This is a genomic window from Actinacidiphila glaucinigra (genome assembly GCF_900188405.1).
Classification (GTDB): domain Bacteria; phylum Actinomycetota; class Actinomycetes; order Streptomycetales; family Streptomycetaceae; genus Actinacidiphila; species Actinacidiphila glaucinigra.
Map to the genome: position 1 here is coordinate 55802 of NZ_FZOF01000010.1, position 20637 is coordinate 76438.

A 20637-nucleotide genomic window follows, 5' to 3' on the forward strand; every position below is an offset into this window, starting at 1 on the left:
CGGGGCGGCGGTCAGCGGCCGGGCAGCCGCTCGGTGATCTCCTGGAACACCCACTCGTTGCCGTCGGGGTCGCTGAACGACGCGAACGAGCAGTAGCTGCGCCGCTCCGCGTCCGGGCCGGCCACGCGTCCTTCCGTCCCCGCGCGGTGGAACACCCCTCCGGCGTCGTGGAACACCTCGCTCACCTCGACCCCGCGGCCCACGAGTTCCTCCCGGGCGGCCACGGCGTCCTCCACGATCAGGTGGAGACCCCTGGCCGAGCCCGGCTCGGTCGCGCTGACCCCCGTGCCGAAGATGACCGAACAGGGCGAGCCGGGCGGGGTCACCTGGATCACGCGGAAGTCCTCGCCGGTGGTGACGTCCGCGTCGAGCCGCCAGCCGAGACCCGTGTAGAAGTCCTTGGCCCGGTCGACGTCGGCGACGGGCACCACCACGACCTCGAGTTTCATGTCCACAGGGGTTGCTCCTCTCCCTAGCCCCGCCCGGCGTGCGTGGCACGTCGGACGCCCACGGTGCGTGGGGGTGATCCATACCCCCGGGACCCGGCGCGCGGTCGGTGCGGACGATAGGGCCACCGCGTTGGCGGTGCGAGCGCCCCGAGGGGCCCTACCGGGCGAGGAACGGAACCAGCGCCGCGGTCATGTCGGCGGGGGCGTCCACGGCGACGAGGTGGGCCGCGGCCGCGAACTCGACCAGGGTGGCGCCGGGGATCGCGGCGGCGTAGCGGCGGGCGATGTCCTGGAAGTCCGGTACGTCGAGGAGACCGACGCCGACCAGGGTGGGCACGGTGAGGGTGGCGACGTCGCCGTCCGCGCGGCCGCGGGAGTGCGCCTCGACCGCGCCCTGATGGGTCAGCGCGGTCCGCATCGGCCCGCGCAGCCGGTCGGCCGACCCGGCGGGTACCTCGTCCCGGCCCCGGGCCGGGCCGTACAGCCACATGTCGAGGTTGACGCGGACCGCGGCGTCGAGGTCCCCCGCGGCGAGGGCCTCGGTCTCGGCCGCGTCGTAGGCGATCATCCGCGGCGACCAGTCGTACCCAGGCCACGGCGGGGCGAACACGGCCAGGGAGTGGACGCGCGCTGGGTGGGCGAGCGCGAAGTCCAGCGCCACACGGCCCCCGAAGGAGGCGCCGACCACGTGGGCGCGGTCGTGGCCGAAGTGGTCCAGGACGCGGCGCAGGTCGTCGTGTTCGCTGAACGGGCCGGCCGGGGGCGGGGACTGGCCGAAGCCCCGCATGTCGTAGCGGATGACGGTGTGGTGTCCGGCGAGGCCGGGCACGACGTCGTCCCACATGCGGTGGTCGGCGACGCCGGCGTGCACGAGGACGACCGGCGGCCCGTCCCCCGTCACCGTGCAGGCGAGAGAGCCGACTTCGTCGGCGAGTGTGAGCATCCGCAGATGCTCGCACGACGCCGTGGCGCGCGCCCGCGCATTTCTCACGGACGGCGCTCCGCCGCGCCGGGAACACACGCACCCGTCATCGCCCGGCCGCCGGCCGTTCCCCCCACGGGAAGTTCGCGGGGAAGGGGCCCGCGTCACGTCTGCCGCGTTCGCCCGCGCTTCCTCCCGCCGTCATCCGGGTGAAGAGAGCGCGTTTCGCATTTCCGGTCTCATCGGCGAGGAAAGCGTGGCCGGAGGGGCCGGGTCCGCCGCCCGGCAGGCCACGTCCCCGGATCAGCCCTCCCAGCCGTGAGGATGCCATGGCCGATCACGAAGTCCCGTCACGCACCCGGCGCCGGAGCACGCTCGGCACCACCCTCGCCCTCGCCGTCCTCGCCTCCTTCGGTCTCTACGGGGCCGCGCGGATCCTCGTCCCCCCGGCGGACGCCGCGACGCCCTCCCCCACGCACCGTCAGGACCCCGCCGGGACAACTCGGGACGCGCCCGTTCCCCCCGGACGGTGGACCGTCCGCACCCTCGCCCCGGGCGCGGAGGTGCGCACCGGGGTCATCACGAACGCCGGCGCGCACCACTCGTGGACGGTCGCGGTGTCCGCGCGCGCGACCGGCAGGGTGACCGGCGCCAAGACGTGGGCCGCCGTCGGATCGCGGGACTGGGCCGGCACGACGGCGCGGGACCTGCGAACCGCCGGGTTTCGGCCGCGGGTCGAGACCGTGCTCTGGCCGCGGTACTCCGACACGCCCCAGGGCGAGATGGGCCGGCGGGTCCGCGTCGGCTCGTACGGCACGGAGGCGGCCGCCGCGCGCGCGGCGGCGCGGGTACGCGCAGCGGGCTTCCACGCCGACACCACCTGGACGGGCTACGACGTCGAGGAGCCGGCCGACCGTCAGAACGTCCACGTCGTCGTGGTCGACCCGCGGAAGTTCACCGGCACGGTCACCGGCACCTACGACGGCGACGTCGCACGGCCGGAGAAGGTCTCGGCGGTCGCGCGCAAAACGGGGTCCCTCGTCGGCGTCAACGGCGGGTTCTTCGTCGACCACAGCGAGGGCGGCCGGGTGGGCACGCCCGCGGCCGTCGGCGCCGAGCACGGCCGACTGGAGGCGATGGCCGTCGGTTCGCGCGCGGCCCTGGTCCTCGGGGACGGCGGACGCCGCGTACGGGTGACGGACCTGACCACGGTCGTCACCGTACGGGCGGGCGCCGCCGGCCGACAGGCCCAGGGCATCAACCGGGTGCCGGGCACCGCCCGCAACTGCGGGCGCCCCGGAGGCGTCCCCAGTGCGCTCCCCTGGCAGGGCGTCATCTGCCGGCTGCCGGACGACATGGTGGTCTTCACCCCCTCGTACAAGGCGCCGTTGCCGACCGGGCCCGGCATCCAGGTGGTGCTGGACGCCTCCGGCCGCGTGGTGTCCCGGGGGCCGAGGGGCGGCTCGGTGCCGGCCCGCGGACAGGTGCTGCAGGGCCTCGGCACCGCCGCCGACTGGCTGCGCGCCCACGCCCCCGCCGGAGCGCCGCTCACCGTCGACCGGACCATCCGCGACGCGCAGGGCCGACGCGTGGTGCTCGGCCCGGACGACAGCATCGTGAGCGCCGCGCCGACGCTGGTGTCCGGTGGGCGCATCGCCATCGACGCCGCCACCGAGGGCTGTCTCGACCCGGCGGACCTCTCTCTGGGCTACGTCTGGTCGGCCGTGCGCCAGCCCCGCACCATGGCCGGGGTGGACGCTCGGGGCCGGCTGATCCTGGCCACCGTGGACGGCCGGCGCGCGGGAGGCAGCGAGGGCTTCACCTTCTACGAGTCGGCGGTCTTCATGCGGTCCCTCGGAGCCGTCGACGCGCTGAACCTCGACGGCGGCGGCTCCACCGCCATCGCCGTCAGGGGCGCCCTGGCCAACCGCCCCTCCGACGCCGTCGGCGAGCGCCGGGTCGGCGGCACCATCCAGGTGCTGCCCGCCGCGGCCCGCTGACCCGCCGGTGCCCGTAAGGCACCGGCCTCAGCGCGTCGTGTACGTGAGGTAGGCGAACTGGCCGACCTGCTCGACGCCGGTCAGCGCATGCAGCCGGGCCGAGGTCAGCCGTCTCGGCAGCAGCGGCGCGCCGGCGCCGAGGGTCACCGGGGCTACGCCCAGCACCAGGTCGTCCAGCAGTCCGTGGTCGGCGAAGCAGCCGACCAGTTCACCGCCGCCGACGAGCCAGATGTCGCGGCCCCGCGCGGCGGCTGTCATGGCCTCGTGGACGGGGCGGACGTCGTGGCGCACGAAGGTGATGTCCGCCCCGGGTACCCGCGTCGGCGATGAAGCCGTCGAGACTTGTCGGCTGTGAGGTACCGGGTCCTCGTCACCTTCTCAGTCTCGCGGCCCGGGGTGGCGGGCCGTCGGCACTACAGCAGTCCCTCCGCGACCGGCCCGAGGGACAGGACGGGCAGGAAGTTCAGCAACGCCAGGACCAGGGCGGCGCCGGTGGCCAGCACCACGAAGTTGACCCCGTGCGGGCGCAGGGTGCCGACGGTGACCACGCCCGGCCGCTGCCGGGCGAGACGCCCGGCGAGCGCGAGCACGAACACCATCGGGAGGTAGCGGCCGATCAGCATGGCGGCGACCATGAGCAGGTTGTGCAGGTCGGTGGCGCCGTTGAAGCCGGCCATCGCGCTGCCGTTGCCGGCCGTGCTGCTGGTGTAGGCGTAGACGAGTTCGGTCAGGCCGTGCGGCCCTGGGTTGCCCATCGAGGAACGTCCGCCGGGAAGGGCGACCGCGATGGCGGAGCACACCAGGATCGCGGTGGGCGCGACGAGCGCGTAGAGCACGACGTACCGCATCTCCCCGGCGCCGATGCGCTTGCGCAGGTACTCCGGCGTGCGGCCGACCATCAGGCCGCCGACGAAGACCGCGACGAGCACCGCCATGAGCAGCCCGTACAGTCCGCTCCCGGTGCCGCCGGGCGCGATCTCGCCGAGCATCATGCCGGCCAGCAGGACCCCGCCGCCGAGGCTGGAGAAGCTGTCGTACGAGGCGTTGGCGGCGCCGTCAGCCGACGCGGTCGCCGACACGCCGAACAGGGTGCTCGCCGGTACGCCGAAGCGGGTCTCGGTGCCCTCGGTGTGACCGCCGACCGCGGCGCTGACAGTGCCGGTGTGGGCGCTCTGGGCGAGGTTGGCGGCGGCGAGCAGCAGGCCGAAGAGGATGCCGACCACCGCGAGGAGGGTCCAGCTCTGCTTGAGGCTGCCGACGAGCCTGCCGTAGGTGCGGATCAGGGCGGTCGGGATCAGCAGCATGAGCACGATCTCGAGCGTGTTGCTCCAGGCCGAGGGGTTCTCCAACGGGTGGGCGCTGTTGGCGTTGAAGACCCCGCCGCCGTCGCCCGACATCAGCTTGACGGACTCCCAGGAGCCGACGGGGGCGGCGAGCTGGTCGCTCCCCGACAGGTGCTGCGGCACGCCGAGGGCGATCAGGACGATGCCCGAGACGACGGCGAGGGGCAGGAAGACGCGGAAGGTGCTGCGTACCAGGTCGACCCAGAAGTTGCCCAGTCGGTCCGTCCCGCGCCGGACCAGGCCGCGCACGAGGGCGAGCGCGACGCAGATGCCGACCGCGCCGGAGGCAAAGGCCTGAGTGCCCAGGCCGGCCATGACGGCCAGGTGGCCGGTGGTGGACTCGCCCGCGTAGTTCTGCCAGCTGGTGTTGGTGGTGAAGCTGACGGCGGTGTGGAGGGCGAGCCGCCAGGGCATGCCGTCGCGGCCGAGCGACCACGGCAGCTTGTCCTGCAGGGTGAACAGGGCGAACAGCGCGGCGATGCTGACGGCCGAGAAGGCGAGCAGGGCACCCAGGTAGTGCCGCCAGTTCTGTTCCTTGTCGGGGTCGACGCCGCACAGGCGGTAGAGGGTGCGTTCGGGTCTGAGGTGGCGGCCGCCTTCGAGGGCGCGTGCCATGTAGTCGCCGAGGGGGACGTGGAGGCCGACCACGACGGCGATGACGAGGGAGGCCTGGATCCATCCGTACATGTCTGCTCTCACGCTCCGCGCGACGGGTGGGTGCGGTCCAGGGCGGCGTTGAGCTCGACGACGTTCACGGCGGGCTCGCCGAGCACGCCGAGAGCGCGGCCGGTGGTGTACTGCGCGATCAGCGCGCGCACGGTGTCCTCGCCGATCCCCCGCTCGCGGGCGACGCGCGATGCCTGGAGGCCCGCGTACGCGGGGGTGATGTCGGGGTCGAGACCGCTGCCGCTCGCGGTCACCGCGTCCGCGGGAACCTCGGGGCGGGCCGGGGCGTCGCCGCGCACGGGGGTGACGACGGCCCGGGAGTAGTCGGCGCCGGGTTCCGCGCAGCCGACCACCACGCGCTCGTAGGAGCTGACGAACGGCCGGGCCGGGCAGACCTGGTTGAGGCTGACGACGTGGGTCACGCGGCCTGTGGTGCCGCCGTCGCGGAAGACGCCGAGCACGGCACCGACGCCGTCGGGGGTGCAGTAGGGGCGGGAGCCGTCGACGTGCTCCAGTTCTCCGACCGCCTTGCTGCGCGAGCACACCTGGGTGAGCAGGCTGGGCTTGTCGGCGGTGTCGACGACGCTCTCGGCGCCCTGGTTGCCGGCGCCGGAGGCCGCGGTGTCGTAGCCGTCGCCGGCGTTGGAGGGGCGCGACTGGAAGTAGCCGGGCAGCGGGTTGCCCTTGGAGTCGGTGTAGGCCTTGCCGATGAGCGTGTCGCGTGACGAGGCGTCACGCAGGCCCGGCGCCTGGGCGAGCAGTGTCATGCCCAGGGGGTAGGCCAGGCCGACGAGGAGGGTGAGCGCGAGCACCACGCGGACGGCCGCGAGATGGTGCGCGGCCCAGCGGGGCAGCGTGGAGGTACGGGCCATGGTCAGATCCCTGGGATGAACTGGGCGAGGGCGAGGTCGATAAGCTTGATCGCCAGGAACGGCGCGGCGACCCCGCCGAGGCCGTACACCCACAGGTTGCGGGTGAGCCGCGAGGCGGCGTTGCCGGGCCGGTAGCGGACGCCCCGGAGGGCGAGCGGGATCAGCGCGAGGATGACGACGGCGTTGAAGACGACGGCCGACAGGACCGCCGAGGCCGGCGAGTGCAGCCGCAGGACGTCGACGGCGTCCAGGGCCGGGTACACCCCGCCGAACACCGCGGGGAGGATCGCGAGGTACTTGGCGATGTCGTTGGCGATCGAGAAGGTCGTCAGCACGCCGCGGGTGACGAGGAGTTGCTTGCCGACCTTGACGATCTCCACGATCTTCGCGGGGTCGGAGTCGAGGTCGACCATGTTCCCTGCGTCCTTGGCGGCCGTGGTGCCGGTGTTCATGGCGATGCCCACGTCCGCCTGGGCCAGCGCCGGGGCGTCGTCGATGCCGTCGCCCGTCATGGCGACGAGGTGGCCGTCGGCCTGTTCGTGCCTGATCAGGGCGAGTTTGTCCTCGGGGGTCGCCTCGGCGAGGAAGCCGTCCACGCCCGCCTCGTCCGCGATGGCGCGAGCGGTCACCGGATGGTCGCCGGTGACCATGACGGTGCGGATGCCCATCCGGCGCATCTCCTCGAAGCGCTCGCGCAGTCCGGGCTTGACGGCGTCCTTCAGATGGATGACGCCGAGGACGTGCGCGGGGCCGCCCCCGGCCGGGAGTTCGGCGACCGCGAGGGGTGTCCCGCCGGCGGACGACACCTGCTCGACGTACACGTCCAGTCCGGCGGGGACGGTGCCGTCCCGCTCGCGGACCCAGGCGGCGACGGCGGCGGGTGCGCCCTTGCGCAGCCGCCTGCCCCCGGGGAGGTCCACCCCGGACATGCGGGTGGTGGCGCGGAAGGGCACCCACCGGGCGTCGGGCAGGTCGATCTCGTCGGCCTTGTGGTGGGAGAGCGCGTAGTGCTCGCGGGCGTGGGCGACGATCGAGTGCCCCTCGGGGGTGTCGTCGTCGAGGCTCGACAGCAGCGCGGACCGGGCGAACCACTCGGGCTCGACGTCCCCGAGCGGCAGGAACGCACCGGCCCGGCGGTTGCCGTGGGTGATCGTGCCGGTCTTGTCGAGCAGGAGGGTGCTGACGTCGCCGGCGGTCTCGACGGCCCGGCCGGAGGCCGCCAGGACGTTGCGCTGCACCAGGCGGTCCATGCCGGCGATGCCGACGGCCGACAGCAGGGCGGTGATCGTCGTCGGGACGAGGCAGAGCAGCAGCGAGACCAGGACGGTCGCGGTGGCGCCGCCGGGCTCGTGGGAGAGGGTGGCCATGGGCCGCAGGGTCACGACGGCGACGAGGAAGACGGCGGTCGGCAACGCGAGCACCAGGTTGAGCGCGATCTCGTGCGGCGTCCTCTTCCGGTCGGCGCCCTCCACCAGGGCGATCATGCGGTCGATGAAGCTCTCCCCCGACTGCCGGGTGATGCGTACGACGATGCGGTCGGACAGCACCTTTGTGCCGCCCGTGACGGCCGAACGCTCGCCGCCGGCCTCGCGGATGACGGGTGCGGACTCGCCGGTGACGGCGGACCCGTCGACGGCGGCGACGCCCTCCACGACGTCGCCGTCACCAGGGATCGTCTCCCCCGCCCCGACGACGACGGTGTCGCCGCGTCGCAGGGCGATCGCGTGCACGGCCTTCTCGCCGTCCTTCGTCAGCCGGCGGGCCGTGGTGATCCTGCGCGTGCGGCGGAGGGCGTCGGCCTGGGCCTTGCCGCGGCTCTCGGCGACGGCCTCCGCGAGGTTGCCGGAGACGACGGTGAGCCAGAGCCAGCACGTGACGAGCCACCCGAAGACGGAGGGGTGGACGACGGCGAGCCCGGTGGTCAGGGCGGCGCCGATCCCGGTGACGAAAATGACCGGGTTGCGGACCAGCGTCACCGGGTTGAGCTTGCGCAGGGCCTCGGGGAGGGCGAGCCACAGCTGTCCCGGAGCGAGCGGGCCGGCGCCTGCCCGGCGCTGCCCGCCGGTCCCGTGGGGTAGGGCGGGGGTTTCACGGTCCGGCCTGACGGGTGCGGGTGCGGAGGTCATCGGATGCCCTCCGCGACGCTCGGGCGGACGGTGTGCTCCACACTCACCGGACTCTCTCTTCTCGTGGACCGGGGCTCACGCACCGGAATCGGGCATGTCGCACCTCCGGGCAGGGGGACGCGGGGACATCACCTGCCCGGAGGGCGTTTCGGAGGCGTCGGACGGCGCCCGGGCTCAGAGCCCGATGTCGCGGTTGCGGAAGTCGGCCAGGGACTCGCGGCGGACCAGAAGCCGCGCCCGCCCCTCGTGGACGGCGACGACCGGCGGACGGCCGACGAGGTTGTACGTGGACGCCATGGACAGGTGGTACGCGCCCGCGACGGGCACGGCCAGAAGGTCCCCGGGCCGGACGTCGGCGGGCAGCGGCACCGCGGAGGCGAGGATGTCACCGGCCTCGCAGTGCCTGCCGACCACGGTCACCAGCACCGGCTCCTCGGTGGAGTGACGGCCGATCAGCCGCGGGGCGTAGCGCACCCCGTACAGCGCGGGCCGGGGGTTGTCGCTCATGCCGCCGTCGACCGCGACGAAGGTCTGGCCGCCGGTGCGCTTGACCGACAGCACGTGGTAGAGCGCGACACCGGCGGGCCCCACGATCGCTCGGCCCGGCTCCACCGTCAGCCGCGGCACCGGCAGCCCGGCGGCCGCGCAGCCCTCGGCGAGTTCGGCGCGTATCCGCGCGGACAGCGTCGTCAGGTCCATCGCCGCCTCGCCCGGACGGTAGGCGACCGCGTGCCCGCCGCCCAGGTCCAGTTCCGGAAGCGTGACGCCGTGCTGTCTGCGCACGGCGGCCAGCAGGCCGACCAGGCGGCGCACGGCCGAGAGGTACGGCTTGACGCTGCTGATCTGCGAGCCCAGGTGGCAGTGGAGGCCGACCAGTTCCAGGCGCGGCTGCTCCAGCACACGGGCGATGGCGTGCTGGGCCGATCCGTCGGCGAGGGACAGCCCGAACTTCTGGTCGTCGGTGCCGGTGCGCACCGCGTTGTGGTGACCGGCGGCGATGCCCGGCACGATGCGCAGCAGCACCTTCTGCCGGTCCCCCGGCGGGACGTGGGCGGCCAGCCGGGCGATCTCGCCGGTGCTGTCGATCACGATCCGGCCCACGCCCAGGCGCAGGGCCGTGGCCAGGTCCTCGGGGCTCTTGGCGTTGCCGTGGAGCAGGATCCGCTCCGGCGGGAAGCCGGTGACGACCGCGAGCTCGAGCTCCCCGGCCGAGCAGACGTCGAGGCCGAGGCCCTCCTCGTCCACCCAGTGGGCCATGGCGCGGCACATGAAGGCCTTGGCGGCGTACAGCACGTCGCCGTCGGGGAAGGCCGCGCGGTAGGCGCGGCAGCGGTCGCGTACCTCGCCCTCGTCCAGGACGTAGGCCGGGGTGCCGAAGCGTTCGGCGACCTCGGTCAGGGCGACCCCGCCCACGGTGACCTCACCGTGGGGGGCGGAGGAGGCGGACGCGGGCCACACCGACAGGTCGGCGTCGGGGTACGCGGTCTCCAAGTGCTCGGTGACGAGAGTCATGACGGCGCTCCTTTCAGCCGATCCACAGGGCCAGGGCGTCGACCAGCGCGACCGCGCCGGTGACCCTGAGGACCCCGAGAGTCTGGGGGTCGAGCCGGCGACCGGTCTCCTCCGGCACGTCCGACACGGCGGGTGCGGCGAACTGCGGGTCCACGGTCAGTGCCGTGACGCCCAGCGGCCGGGCCAGCGACCGGAGCGCGGATTCCGAGAGGGGGATCCACTGCTGGTCGGGGCCGAGCGTCTCCGCGAGACGCTCCGCGGTGGTGAAGCCGACGGCCGTGCGGCCGCCCAGGGGCGTGCGGAACATGCGCGCGACGCATCCCACGGGTCCCGGCCGGACGGGGACGTACAACGTCTCCCGGTGTCGTCCGGCCGGGGACGGATCCGAAGGCTCCGGGTCTTCCCCGTACACGGGCTCTGTCATGGCTTCCTCCTGGTGCGGCACCTGCTGCGGTTCCTGGGGCGCCCCGGCCGGGGCCGGCGGTCCGGGACGCATCAGGGACGCTATGCCCGGGGTCGGGGGGGTGACGGTGATCCCTGACGCGACGTTGACGGCGAGCGGGCGAACGTTAACGGCGCGGGTCGCCGGGCTGGTGAGGACGGCGTCAGGATCGCGACAAGGGCCTGCGGTCCGCGCGTTCCGGGGAGTTCCATGGAGGCATGAGCGAGGTCCGCGAGGAGTGCGTCGTGGTGGGCGTCAACGGCTCCCCCGGGAGCGTGGCGGCGCTGCGCCGGGCCGCGGCGGAGGCCCGGCGCCGGGAGTGCGTGCTGACCGTGGTCACCGCCTGGGAGGCGGTGTGGGACGGTGCCGGTGGGCCGGGGAGCAGGTGGCCGCCCCTCCCGCCGGAGCCGGACCGGTGGCGGCGGCTCGCCCGGCGCCGGCTGCTGACGGCCCTGGACGCCGCCTTCGACGGCGACCTGCCCCTTGACCCGCCGCTGCGCCCGGTCCTCGCGTTGGGACGACCGGGCCCGGCACTGGTGGAGGTGGCCGGTGACGGGGCGGGGCTGCTGGTGGTGGGTGCCGGTTCGCACGGCCCGTGGCAGCGGCTCTTCGCGCCGTCGGTCGCGGCCCACTGCTTCGCGCACGCCCGCTGCCCGGTCCTGGCCGTGCCGTCCGCGCCGCCGGGCGTCCCGTCGGCCCGGCGCGGCGGTGGCGGCCGGTGGTTCGGCGCCGGGAGGCGCGGGCCCGGCTTCGTCGTCCCCTGAGTGCTGGACGCGGCCGCCGGCGCCGTGTCCGCCGTGCCGGATCAGCGACGGGCGATCGACCTGAGCTGAGGCCGCGAACGCGTGAGGCTCCGGGCGGAACAGTCCGCCTCGGTCGACGGCCGGTCCGCCCGGAGCCTCACGGTTTCCCGCACTCGGCCCGCCGCCCAGGACTCAGCGGCGGGACCTCACGACGTGACCCGCAGGTGCCGTCGTTCGGCCAGCTCGTCCTCGCCGACCACGGTCAGCACCGGGCTGCCCGGAGGCGCGAACATCATCACCACCAGCTGGGACTGCGCATCGGGAAGGTTGTTGGCGCCCTGGTAGTGGATCACGTCGCCTCCGGGCTCAAAAAGAGCGTCACCGGCCTTGAGCACCCGGGGCGGCTGCCCCTCCAGCTCGAAGAGGATCTCGCCCTCGGTGACGTAGCCGAAGACCGGTCCGGGGTGGCGGTGCGGCGGCGCCCCGGGGTCACCGGGCGCCAGGGTGACCCGGATCGTCCTGGCCTCGGCGCCGGCCGGGATCCGGCCCGCCGCCTCGGGCAGGGTCGCGACCACTTCGACGCCGGGGGGCAGGTGTGCGTGCTCAGCGCTCATGCGTTCCTCCAAACAGGGACTGTCCGAAGAAGGACAGGACGGCCGCCCCGTCTGTGACATGCCCCACGCGGCAAACCCGCCGTGGACGCAACGGCGTTCCCCCTCCCGGCGCGGAGCGGGGTGCGGGCTTGGCGTGCACCCATGACGCGATATAGCGTTAGTTCGCGAATGGTGTATCGCGTCTTTTCGGAGGCGCCGACCGGAACGGGGTGAGGACATGCCGGGAGAGATCCGGCCCACCGGTGTGCCGTCCGCAGCGGGAGCGCCGCTCGCGCCGCCCCCGTTGCGGGCCTCGCACGCGGACCGGGACCGGGTGGTGGACATACTGACCGTGGCCGCGGGCGACGGGCTGCTGTCCGCGGCCGAACTGGACGAGCGCCTGGAGACCGCCCTGTCGGCCCGTACGCTCGACGAACTGGCCCCGCTCACCGCCGACCTGCCGGCCGCCGCCGGGACGCCGCTTGCCGCCGCCCCGGACGTCAAGGACGTGGTCCGCGTCGACAACCGCGGGGGCTCCTTCCGCCGCGTCGACCGTTGGGTCGTGCCACGGCGCATGGAGGTCCGGTCGGAGTGGGGCGAGGTGGTGCTGGACTTCACCCGCGCCGTGATCACGCAGGACACCCTCCGCATCGACATGGACGTCCGCGGCAGTTCGCTGGTGCTCGTGACCCGGCCCGGCATCGTGGTGGACGCCGACGAATTGACCGTCGCCTTCGGCAAGGTGGACATCAGGCCCGCGGCCGGCCCGGCGACACCGGTCGGACTGCGCGTGGTGCTGGCGGGCGAGCTGGAGTTCGGGAAGGTGCGGGCGCGGCCGCCGCGGCGCAACTTCCTGCGATGGCTCTTGCGCCGCCCCGCAGCGCTCCCGGCGCTCACCGGCTGACCCGGCGCGCGGCACGGGCCCGGGCGCCCCCTTGCCGGCCGACTCGTCCCGCGGCGGGACCGGAGCCGCGATACTGGCCGGCGATGAGCCTCCGCAAGGCACCCCTGCGCCTCCACCTGCCCTCCGACGCGCCCTCCGGCGGTCCGTCGCGGGAGGTCTACCTCCCTCCCGTGGAGGCGAGGGACCGCGGGCTCGGCGAACTGCTCTTCACGGCCGAGACGGTGGCGATCTGCGTCGTCGCGGCGCTGCTGCTCCTCTTCCTGGTGGCGGACCGCCGCTCCCCCAGACGCCGGGCCCGCCACCGCCGTTGAACGGGCGGTTCAGAGCGTGCGGTTCAGAGCGCGCACTCGAGCACGCGGCCGTCGACGGTCCCCACGAGCAGGCGTCCCCGGGGCGTCACCGCGAGGGACAGGGCGGCGGTCGGCGCGCCGTCGACCGCGAGGTCGGTGTGCCATCGCACCGTACCGTCGCCGGCGTCCAGCGCCGTGAGGGCACCGGAGTTGCAGGCGGCGTAGACGGTGTCCCCGTCGGTTTCCAGGGCGGTGACGGGGTGATCGCTGCGGTGCTGCCACCTCACCGCTCCGTTCGCGGACCTGCGTACGACGTAGGCTCCACCGGGTTGCAGCCCATGGCCGTGGTGGACGGCCCCGGCGTACACCAGGGACTGCCCGATCTCGACCGCGGGACCTCCGAAGTGATGCTCCGCCGGCACCCAGGAGTGCGGGTAGAGCCGCCGCAACTCCCCGTCGGCGCCGATGGCCGCGACCCACTTGTCCCTGTGGGGCTCGTCCGGGTCGGTGCCCACCAGGACGTAGGGACGGCTCGCGCTGCGGACCGCGAACGGGTGGTTGACGAGGTCGAAGTGGCCGGCCTCCGGGCCGTCGGCCGGACCCTCGAGGTCGAACATCGTCAGCCGGCTGCGGCTGTTGCGGCGGTCCTCCACGGGCCGCAGGACCGCCCGGCCGCCGCCGGCGACGAGAATCGAGAACACGCCCGTACTCAGGGTCTCCAGCACCTGCCCCGTGTCCACGGAGATCCGGGCGAGGCGAGGCGCGGACGTCTCCCGGCGTCCTCTCCTGCGACCAGCTCCGCGTTCGGCGTTGGCCCACACGGACGCGCCGTCGGAGGCCATGAGCAGCTGCCGGCCTCCTTCCTCGTCCTCCACGGCCCAGTGGCGCTCGCCCGAGGGCAGCCACGCCTCCGCCAGCACCCCGTCCAGCGCGGCCAGGACGCGGCCGTCCTCCAGCCCTTCGACGGCCCACACCCTTCGGCGTACGAACCACGTGCGGCCGGCGGCGGCCGCGAGGTCGGCCAGGAGCCGGCGGGCGTCCTCTCGGTGGTCCTGCCTGGGCGCCGGCACCGCGGGGGCGGCCAGTTCGTCGGCGCCGACCGTCCTCCGCCCGACCGAGCCCCAGTCCGCGCGTGTGACGACGACCGCATGCCCCTGCTCGTGTGCGCGCGGGTTGTCCCAGTCGTCGGACGGCGCCAGGACCAGCCGCAGTGCCGTTCCGCTCAGCCACTCCGCGTGGAGCACCTCCCGGCTGTGGTGCAGGACGGACACGACGTCACCGGTGTCGAGGTTGATCAGCAGCAGCTCGCCCTCGAAGGAGTAGCCGCCGTCGTAGCGCCCGGTGCCGACGGCGAGCAGGGGAAGCACGGGGTGGAACGCGAGGGTTCGCACGGGGTGACGGGACCGCACCAGATGCCGGCACCGCAGGCCGTCCCGCTCGTACACGCCGACCCGGTGCCCGGTCCATCTGGAGTTCCCGGTCCCGCTGCCCCTCCACTGAAGGGCGCCGACGTCCCCGCCCACGGCCACGAGCCGCGACGGGTCGTCGGCAACGGCCGACGCGGGCTCTCCCATCTCGGCGAACGGCCCGTCTCCGAGCACGCGCAGGACTACCGGTTCAGGCGGCATGCGGGACCCTCCCAGGACGGCACACGAACGACCGCCGCCGCGCGAACGGACGGGGCACCTGATGATCCCCCGGAGCGTCGGTACGACCAACGAGGTTTTCCGGGGAGTTGCCGCGGTCGAGGCGGCGCGGGGCCGGGGCGCGGCGTGACGGGCGCGGTCGCGTGGCTCAGCGTGGCACCGCCCGGTGCGGTGCGGCGAGTTCGAGGCGCCAGTCGTTGCTGCGCATCATCGTGCCGCTGCCCCTCGGGTACTCGAAGTCGCAGGCGCCGCGCAGGGCGAACCCGAGGCGGCGGCACAGGGCGTTCGACGGGGCGTTCCGCACGGACGGGAAGGCGTGCAGCGCGCGGGGAGCCCCCGCTTCTCGGGCGGCCTCGCGCACGACGGCGACCAGCGCGGCACCGGCAGCGGCGGCGATGCCACGGCCCTGGTACGGCGGCAGGACGTTCCACCCCGTCTCGTAGATCGCTTCGCCCCGCCAGTCGCGGCGGTGGTAGGCGATGCTGCCGACCTGCTCCTCGCCGAGGAGTACGGCGTACATGCGGCCGAGGCCGGCTTCCGGCAGCGCGAGGTAGCGCTCGTGCCGGGCGAGCAGCAGCTCCTCGGGCTCCGGGCCGCCGACGTGCCGCCGCATCTCCTGGGTGTTGATCAGCCGGAGGAGCGGTAGGGCTCCCTCCGACCACGGCTGCAGGCGAACGTCCATGCGGAGCAGCCTGGCACGGCCCCCTGGCGGCGGGCACGCCGGTTTCCCGCCGGGGGCGCACCCGGGGCGGGTACGGCGCGCCGCGGCGGGTACGATCTGCCGCGATGCGCAGTGACGGAGGAGCCGGCCGAGGCGGTGCGATACCCGCCCGCCTGAGCGGTGTTGTCCTCGTCCTGTGCGGGTTGCTCGCCGCCCTCGGGATCTGCGGCCACGCCGGGCCTCCGGACGACGCGTACGGCCCGGCCCGGACCCTGGTCTCCTCGCACGTCGCGTACGTCGCCGACGAGGTGTGCACGGACGCCCACGACCCCGGCAGGCGCGGCAACGGCTGCTCCCCCGCGGAGCACACGCCGGTGACCCTGGGCTCCGCTCCCCTGCCGCACCTCCCCGGCGGGGAACCGCCGTCGGTGTGGCCGCCCGCGGTCGCCGCCGCGGGACTGGGCGCGCCGTCCCCCGGCATCGTGCGCTCCCTCGACCTGCACATGCTCCAGATCCAGCGGACGTAGAAGGGCCGACCGCACCGGCGGCGACCGCCGGTGCGCGCCGTACGTCATCCGACCCTTCCACCAGCACCGCCGCGTCGCCGACGCGGCGGGGAATCAGGACATGCCATGGGTTCCCCCCATTCCAAGGCCAGGGCCGCCGACCGCCGTGCGCGCGTCGAGGAGATACGCCGCCAGGAGCAGGCCCGCGAACGCCGCAACCGTGTCATCACCATCACCGCCTGCACGGCCATCCTCGTCGGTCTGGTCGGCGGCGGCGTCTACCTCGTCAACGCCGCGAACGACAGCGGAGGCGGCGACGCGAAGTCCGCGGCGGCCGGTTCCGTCAGCGGGGAGAAGACGTGGTCCGGCCTCACGCAGAACCACGTCGACAAGACCGTCGACTACCCCATGAGCCCGCCCGCCGGCGGCGACCACAGCCCCGTCTGGCAGAACTGCAACGGCGACGTCTACGACAAGCCCCTCGCCAATGAGAACGCCGTGCACGCCCTGGAGCACGGCGCGGTGTGGGTGACGTACACCGACAAGGCGGCGGACGCCGACGTCAAGACGCTCAGCGCCCGGGTCTCGAAGACCCCGTACTCGCTGATCAGCCCGTACGCGGACCAGGCCTCGCCGATCACCCTCACCGCGTGGGGCCACCAGTTGGGCGTCACCAAGGCGGACGACCCGCGCGTGGCGAAGTTCTTCGACACCTATGTGCAGGGCGACCAGACTCCGGAGCCCGGCGCGCCCTGCACCGGGGGCAAGGCCTCGTGACCGCCGCCCGGGGCGCGGGCAGGCCGCTGCTCGCGCTCGCCGGCGGCATGGCGCTGGTCGTGCTCGCGGCCCTGGCCTTCACCCTGCTGACGGCGCGGCCCAGCAGCGGGGGCACCCCGGGCACGGACTCGCCGGACGCCGGTTTCGCGCGCGACATGGCGATCCACCACCAGCAGGCGGTGGAGATGTCCCTGATCGTCCGCGACCGCACGGACGACGAGGACGTCCGCAGCCTCGCCTACGACGTCATCAACACCCAGGCCAACCAGCGCGGCATGCTGCTGGGCTGGCTGGACGTCTGGAGGCTGCCCAAGTCCTCCTCGGAGCCGCCCATGGGATGGATGGCCCACGACATGGGCTACTCGCCGCACGACGGGGCGCTGATGCCCGGCATGGCCACGAACGCCGAACTGCGGCGGCTCGGGGCGGCCGATGGCAAGGCCGCCGCGGTCCTCTACCTCCAGTTGCTCACCGCCCACCACAAGGGCGGTGTGGAGATGGCGGCCGCGGCCGCGGACCTCGCGCGGACCGACCAGGTACGACGCCTGGCGGCGGGCATGGTCGAGGGCCAGGAGGCGGAGATCCGCCTGATGGCCGACATGCTCGCGGCCCGCGGAGCGAGCCCGAACCCTTGACCCCGGCCGGGGGCGCCGGGAGGCTTGCCCGCCTCCCGGCGCCCCCGCCGCAGGGCACGGCAGGGGGATTCCGTACGCTCTCCGACCCGCCGGACATCGGCGCAGGTCACCGCCGTCTTATCGAAGTTGACAACGGTCACCGGTGCAGTCTTTGCCGATCACGGCACCCATGTGCTTCCCTGCGGGTGTCGCACCTGGAACGGGGAGGTCACCGCACCATGAACGCGCACGGTCACGGGCACGATCACGAGCACGCACGCGAGCACGCGCACGGGCACGGGCACGCGCACGGGGTGGCCGAGGACGCCGACCGGCGCTGGCTCGGGCTCGCGCTGGGCCTGATCGCCGGCTTCATGGCCGTCGAGGTCGTCGTCGGGCTGCTGGTGGGGTCACTCGCGCTGCTCTCCGACGCCGCTCACATGCTCACCGACGCCGCCTCCATCGTGCTGGCGCTCGTGGCGATGCGGCTGGCGGCGCGGCCGGCGCGGGGCGGTTTCACGTACGGGCTCAAGCGGGCCGAGATCCTCTCGGCGCAGGCGAACGGCATCACCTTGCTGCTGCTCGCCGCGTGGCTGGCGTACGAGGCGGTGCGGCGGCTCGTCTCGCCGCCCGACGTCGCGGGCGGCCCCGTCCTGGTCACCGCGCTGGCCGGTGTGGTCGTCAACATCGGCGCGGCCTGGTGCCTGTCGCGGGCCAACCGCACGTCCCTCAACGTCGAGGGCGCGTTCCAGCACGTGCTGAACGACCTGTACGCCTTCATCGGCACCGCCGTGGCGGGCCTCGTCGTCCTGCTGACCGGCTTCGTCCGTGCCGACGCCATCGCGACGCTCGTGGTGGTCGGCCTCATGCTCAAGGCGGGGTGCGGCCTGGTGCGCGACTCGGGGCGGATCTTCCTGGAAGCGGCTCCGGCGGGCCTGGACCCGGACGAGGTGGGCGACCGGCTGGCCGCGCACGAGGCCGTGACCGAGGTCCACGACCTGCACATCTGGACCATCACCTCCGGCCAGCCGGCGCTGTCGGCGCACGTCCTGGTCGAGCCGGGCGGGGACTGCCACGCCGTCCGCCGCGACCTGGAGCACCTGCTCGGCGCGGACTACGGGCTCACCCACACCACCCTGCAGGTCGACCACGCCCCCGCCGAACTCCTCACCGTGGGCGCGACCCCGGTCGGCGCGGGCGGCTCGGCGGGCGGCCACTGCGGCGAGCCGCACGGCCCGGTGCACCGCGCCAGGGCGCACGGGCACTGATCCTCCCGCTCCCCGGAGTCGCCGGGCCCCTGCAGCACCTGGTCACGCGCCGACGTCGCCGGGCAGTTCGATGCGCCCCGCGTACGCGCCCTGGTTCTCCTCACGGACGTCCTGCTCGTACGCGATGTCCCCGCCGCCCGCATACGGGACGAGGATTTCGAGCTCATAGCGGTGGCTCTTGACCCGGTACGTCGCCGCATCCAGGACGAGGACCTCCTGCAGCCGGGACAGGGTCAACCGGTCGTCGTTCACCGGGACACCGGCGTTGCGCAACTGCTCGGCCGTGGGGTCGAACTCCCGCCGCGCCTTCTTCGCCCACGCCCGGTCCTTGACGGCGGCCAGCTTCTGCTTGCCGCGGGCCACCCGGAGTTCGACCGTGCCGCGTGCCTTCGTCAGCTTCACATCGCCGCCGCCGGCGGCTTTGGCGTACATCCTGAACTCCTCGATGGCGGCCACCGGGTCCTCGGTCTTGTTCTCCATCTCGGGGTCGGACGCGGGTGCGTGCTTCCACGCCGCACCGTCCTCCTTCACGTATGCCGTGCCGTCCACGACATAGATCTCCTCGCTCTTCTTCGTCCCCTTGCCATTGGTGCTGACCCCCTCGGAGTGCAACGCCTCGGGGTCCGTGCCGCGGTGGACCGTGGCCCGGTACGTGGCAGCGCTCCGCTGCCCCTGAAGGGTCAGCCCCTCGCTGCCCGTGACCGAGAAGGTCCATCCGCTTTCGCCGGTCATCGCCGCTTCCGCGAGGTCGAGGAACTCCTCCGGCGACTTGGGGCTCTCGGGGGACTGCTCGACGGACGGCGTCGCCGCGGGACTCCCGGCGACGGCCGGCGCGGATCCCTTCTCCGCGCCGCAGGCGGCGAGCGGCAGCGCGAGGGGAAGAGCGAGTGCGGCGATCAGGGGGCGAGTACTCATGGACCTTTTCCTTGCGTCACGGCGGAAGCGCGGAATGTACAGCACCCCCCGGCCCGAGGGCACTCCGGCACCCATAGGGGGCGAAATACCAGGAATGCCAATACGTCGCGCTCGCATCGAGGCGAGCCGGCCGGCGCCCGTGACGCCGCCGCGTGGGGCGCTCGTCAGGGCGTCGTCAGGAATCGCCGCGGATCCTTGTCCGGGGATCCGCCGCCGCATTGGATGGAACGCGTGAACAGCGGTCCGCGCCACGACGACCGGCCACCTCATCGGGTGCCGCCGGTATCGCGCGCTGTTGTCCTGCCGGCGCCCTGAGGTACCGGCGTCGTCCCGCGGTCGCCGCTCTGCGCGACCGCTCGGTCCCGCGTACGCGCGCGCCCCACCTCCGTGGCCGGCGCGATCCGGCGTACCGATCCACGGAGTGGTCCATGTCTGCGTCGTCCGTCCCCGTCGTCCCGCCGCGCACCGCCCTGGTCACCGGGGCGACGTCCGGCATCGGGTGGGAGACCGCCCGGCTGCTCGCCGAGCGGGGCTGCACGGTCATCGTCCACGGTCCCGACACGGAGTCGGCGCACCACGCGGTCGAACGGCTGGTGGCGGGCGGCATCGAACGCGTCCGGCTGCGGCTGGCGGTGGCCGACTTCACCCGGCTGTCCGAGGTCCGCCACCTGGCGGCCGCCGTGCGGGGCCTGCACCCCGCGCTGGACGTCCTCGTCAACAACGCGGCGGTCGCGGCGCCCGAGCGCCACACCCTCACGGCCGACGGCCACGAGATCTCCTTCCAGGTGAACTTCCTCGCGGCCTACCTGCTCACCCGTGAACTGACCGGCCCGCTGACGGCGCGCCCCGGCGGCCGGGTGGTCAACGTGTCGTCCGCGGCGCACCGGTCGGCGGCGCCGGCGTGGAGCGACCTGCACCGTTCGCGCCGCTACTCGCGGCACGCCGCGTACGCCCGGTCCCAGGTCGCCCTCACCGTCTTCACCCGGGCGGCCGCGCCCGCCGGCGTCACGGCCGTGAGCGTGCACCCGGGGGCGTACGGGACGCGCCCGGTGCCGCGGTACGGGCACGAGGGCGAACCCGCCGCCGAGGGCGCCGCACGGGTGGCCCGGCTGTGCGACCCGGAGACCGAGCTCGTGCCGGGCGCGCACTACGACCGGGCCGCGCTCGCCCCGGCCGCCCGGAGCGCGGTCGAGGACCACGCGGTGCGCCGTCTGTGCAGGGTCGCCGACCTGCTCGTCACCACCTGAAGGGAGGTCACACGTGTCCAAGCGTGCCCGCAAGAAGAGGGCCAGGCGCAAGAAGGGCGCCGGCCACGGCAACAAGCCCGGCCAGGGCTGATTCCCCACGGCGGTGCGGACCACCGGGTCGACGACCCCGGTCCGCACCGC

The 20637-nt window shown here is 74.1% G+C and carries 21 protein-coding genes; 9 read left to right on the plus strand and 12 right to left on the minus strand.

What is annotated here, in order from left to right; translation table 11 throughout:
- Positions 1–11: 11 nt before the first annotated feature.
- Positions 12–455 (minus strand): VOC family protein, encoded by a 444-nt coding sequence (locus CHF15_RS21585; protein WP_089225490.1) that lies wholly within the window; start codon positions 453–455, stop codon positions 12–14.
- 151 nt (positions 456–606) lie between these two features.
- A complete protein-coding gene (locus CHF15_RS21590; protein WP_089225491.1) occupies positions 607–1392 on the minus strand; it encodes an alpha/beta fold hydrolase in 786 nt (261 codons plus the stop codon).
- 308 nt (positions 1393–1700) lie between these two features.
- Here CHF15_RS21590 and CHF15_RS21595 point away from each other — a divergent pair, with 308 nt between their 5' ends.
- On the plus strand, positions 1701–3371 hold the full coding sequence (locus CHF15_RS21595) for a phosphodiester glycosidase family protein (RefSeq protein ID WP_089225492.1): 1671 nt from the start codon (positions 1701–1703) through the stop codon (positions 3369–3371).
- Positions 3372–3398: 27 nt separating this feature from the next.
- Here the strand turns inward: CHF15_RS21595 and CHF15_RS21600 are convergent, their stop codons facing one another.
- From CHF15_RS21600 to CHF15_RS21625, 6 genes are all read right to left on the minus strand, one after another.
- Positions 3399–3662 (minus strand): dihydrofolate reductase family protein, encoded by a 264-nt coding sequence (locus CHF15_RS21600; RefSeq protein WP_245938952.1) that lies wholly within the window; start codon positions 3660–3662, stop codon positions 3399–3401.
- 122 nt (positions 3663–3784) lie between these two features.
- The gene (kdpA, locus tag CHF15_RS21605; protein WP_089225493.1) at positions 3785–5401 is read right to left on the minus strand and encodes a potassium-transporting ATPase subunit KdpA; all 1617 of its coding nucleotides are present in this window, start codon (positions 5399–5401) and stop codon (positions 3785–3787) included.
- 8 nt (positions 5402–5409) lie between these two features.
- A complete protein-coding gene (locus tag CHF15_RS21610; RefSeq protein WP_089225494.1) occupies positions 5410–6252 on the minus strand; it encodes a potassium-transporting ATPase subunit C in 843 nt (280 codons plus the stop codon).
- Between the two features lie 2 nt (positions 6253–6254).
- Positions 6255–8378 (minus strand): potassium-transporting ATPase subunit KdpB, encoded by a 2124-nt coding sequence (gene kdpB / locus CHF15_RS21615; RefSeq protein WP_089225495.1) that lies wholly within the window; start codon positions 8376–8378, stop codon positions 6255–6257.
- 174 nt (positions 8379–8552) lie between these two features.
- Positions 8553–9890 carry a diaminopimelate decarboxylase gene (lysA, locus tag CHF15_RS21620; RefSeq protein ID WP_089225496.1) on the minus strand — a complete coding sequence of 446 codons (1338 nt, stop codon included), beginning with the start codon at positions 9888–9890 and terminating at the stop codon, positions 8553–8555.
- 13 nt (positions 9891–9903) lie between these two features.
- A complete protein-coding gene (locus CHF15_RS21625) occupies positions 9904–10314 on the minus strand; it encodes an SAV_915 family protein (RefSeq protein WP_089225626.1) in 411 nt (136 codons plus the stop codon).
- Between the two features lie 236 nt (positions 10315–10550).
- Between CHF15_RS21625 and CHF15_RS21630 the strand changes: the two genes are divergently transcribed.
- Positions 10551–11096 (plus strand): universal stress protein, encoded by a 546-nt coding sequence (locus tag CHF15_RS21630; RefSeq protein ID WP_089225497.1) that lies wholly within the window; start codon positions 10551–10553, stop codon positions 11094–11096.
- Between the two features lie 185 nt (positions 11097–11281).
- Here the strand turns inward: CHF15_RS21630 and CHF15_RS21635 are convergent, their stop codons facing one another.
- A complete protein-coding gene (locus CHF15_RS21635) occupies positions 11282–11689 on the minus strand; it encodes a cupin domain-containing protein (protein ID WP_089225498.1) in 408 nt (135 codons plus the stop codon).
- 217 nt (positions 11690–11906) lie between these two features.
- Here CHF15_RS21635 and CHF15_RS21640 point away from each other — a divergent pair, with 217 nt between their 5' ends.
- Together CHF15_RS21640 and CHF15_RS21645 are read left to right on the plus strand one after the other, a co-directional pair.
- Complete coding sequence (locus CHF15_RS21640) at positions 11907–12572, plus strand: DUF1707 SHOCT-like domain-containing protein (RefSeq protein WP_245938953.1); 666 nt, start codon at positions 11907–11909, stop codon at positions 12570–12572.
- Between the two features lie 83 nt (positions 12573–12655).
- On the plus strand, positions 12656–12883 hold the full coding sequence (locus CHF15_RS21645; protein ID WP_089225500.1) for a hypothetical protein: 228 nt from the start codon (positions 12656–12658) through the stop codon (positions 12881–12883).
- A gap of 23 nt (positions 12884–12906) precedes the next feature.
- On the opposite strand, the gene CHF15_RS21650 is transcribed toward CHF15_RS21645, so the two are convergent.
- Together CHF15_RS21650 and CHF15_RS21655 are read right to left on the minus strand one after the other, a co-directional pair.
- Positions 12907–14490 (minus strand): outer membrane protein assembly factor BamB family protein, encoded by a 1584-nt coding sequence (locus CHF15_RS21650; protein WP_089225501.1) that lies wholly within the window; start codon positions 14488–14490, stop codon positions 12907–12909.
- A gap of 166 nt (positions 14491–14656) precedes the next feature.
- Complete coding sequence (locus CHF15_RS21655) at positions 14657–15190, minus strand: GNAT family N-acetyltransferase (protein ID WP_089225502.1); 534 nt, start codon at positions 15188–15190, stop codon at positions 14657–14659.
- A 104-nt stretch (positions 15191–15294) separates the two neighbouring features.
- Here CHF15_RS21655 and CHF15_RS21660 point away from each other — a divergent pair, with 104 nt between their 5' ends.
- The 4 genes from CHF15_RS21660 (at position 15295) to CHF15_RS21675 (ending at position 18334) form a co-directional block, all read left to right on the plus strand.
- Positions 15295–15696 (plus strand): hypothetical protein, encoded by a 402-nt coding sequence (locus tag CHF15_RS21660; protein ID WP_143681605.1) that lies wholly within the window; start codon positions 15295–15297, stop codon positions 15694–15696.
- Positions 15697–15801: 105 nt separating this feature from the next.
- Positions 15802–16452 carry a DUF3105 domain-containing protein gene (locus CHF15_RS21665; RefSeq protein WP_089225504.1) on the plus strand — a complete coding sequence of 217 codons (651 nt, stop codon included), beginning with the start codon at positions 15802–15804 and terminating at the stop codon, positions 16450–16452.
- Positions 16449–17087, plus strand: a complete 639-nt coding sequence (locus CHF15_RS21670; RefSeq protein ID WP_179279898.1) for a DUF305 domain-containing protein — start codon at positions 16449–16451, stop codon at positions 17085–17087. The genes CHF15_RS21665 and CHF15_RS21670 overlap by 4 nt, the downstream gene beginning before the upstream one ends.
- Positions 17088–17305: 218 nt before the next feature.
- Positions 17306–18334, plus strand: coding sequence for a cation diffusion facilitator family transporter (locus tag CHF15_RS21675; protein WP_179279899.1), 1029 nt, complete (start codon positions 17306–17308; stop codon positions 18332–18334).
- 42 nt (positions 18335–18376) lie between these two features.
- Here the strand turns inward: CHF15_RS21675 and CHF15_RS21680 are convergent, their stop codons facing one another.
- Entirely contained in the window at positions 18377–19249 is an 873-nt protein-coding gene (locus CHF15_RS21680) for a hypothetical protein (RefSeq protein ID WP_089225506.1), read from the minus strand.
- A gap of 428 nt (positions 19250–19677) precedes the next feature.
- Here CHF15_RS21680 and CHF15_RS21685 point away from each other — a divergent pair, with 428 nt between their 5' ends.
- The gene (locus CHF15_RS21685; RefSeq protein WP_089225507.1) at positions 19678–20496 is read left to right on the plus strand and encodes an SDR family NAD(P)-dependent oxidoreductase; all 819 of its coding nucleotides are present in this window, start codon (positions 19678–19680) and stop codon (positions 20494–20496) included.
- Positions 20497–20637 lie beyond the last annotated feature (141 nt).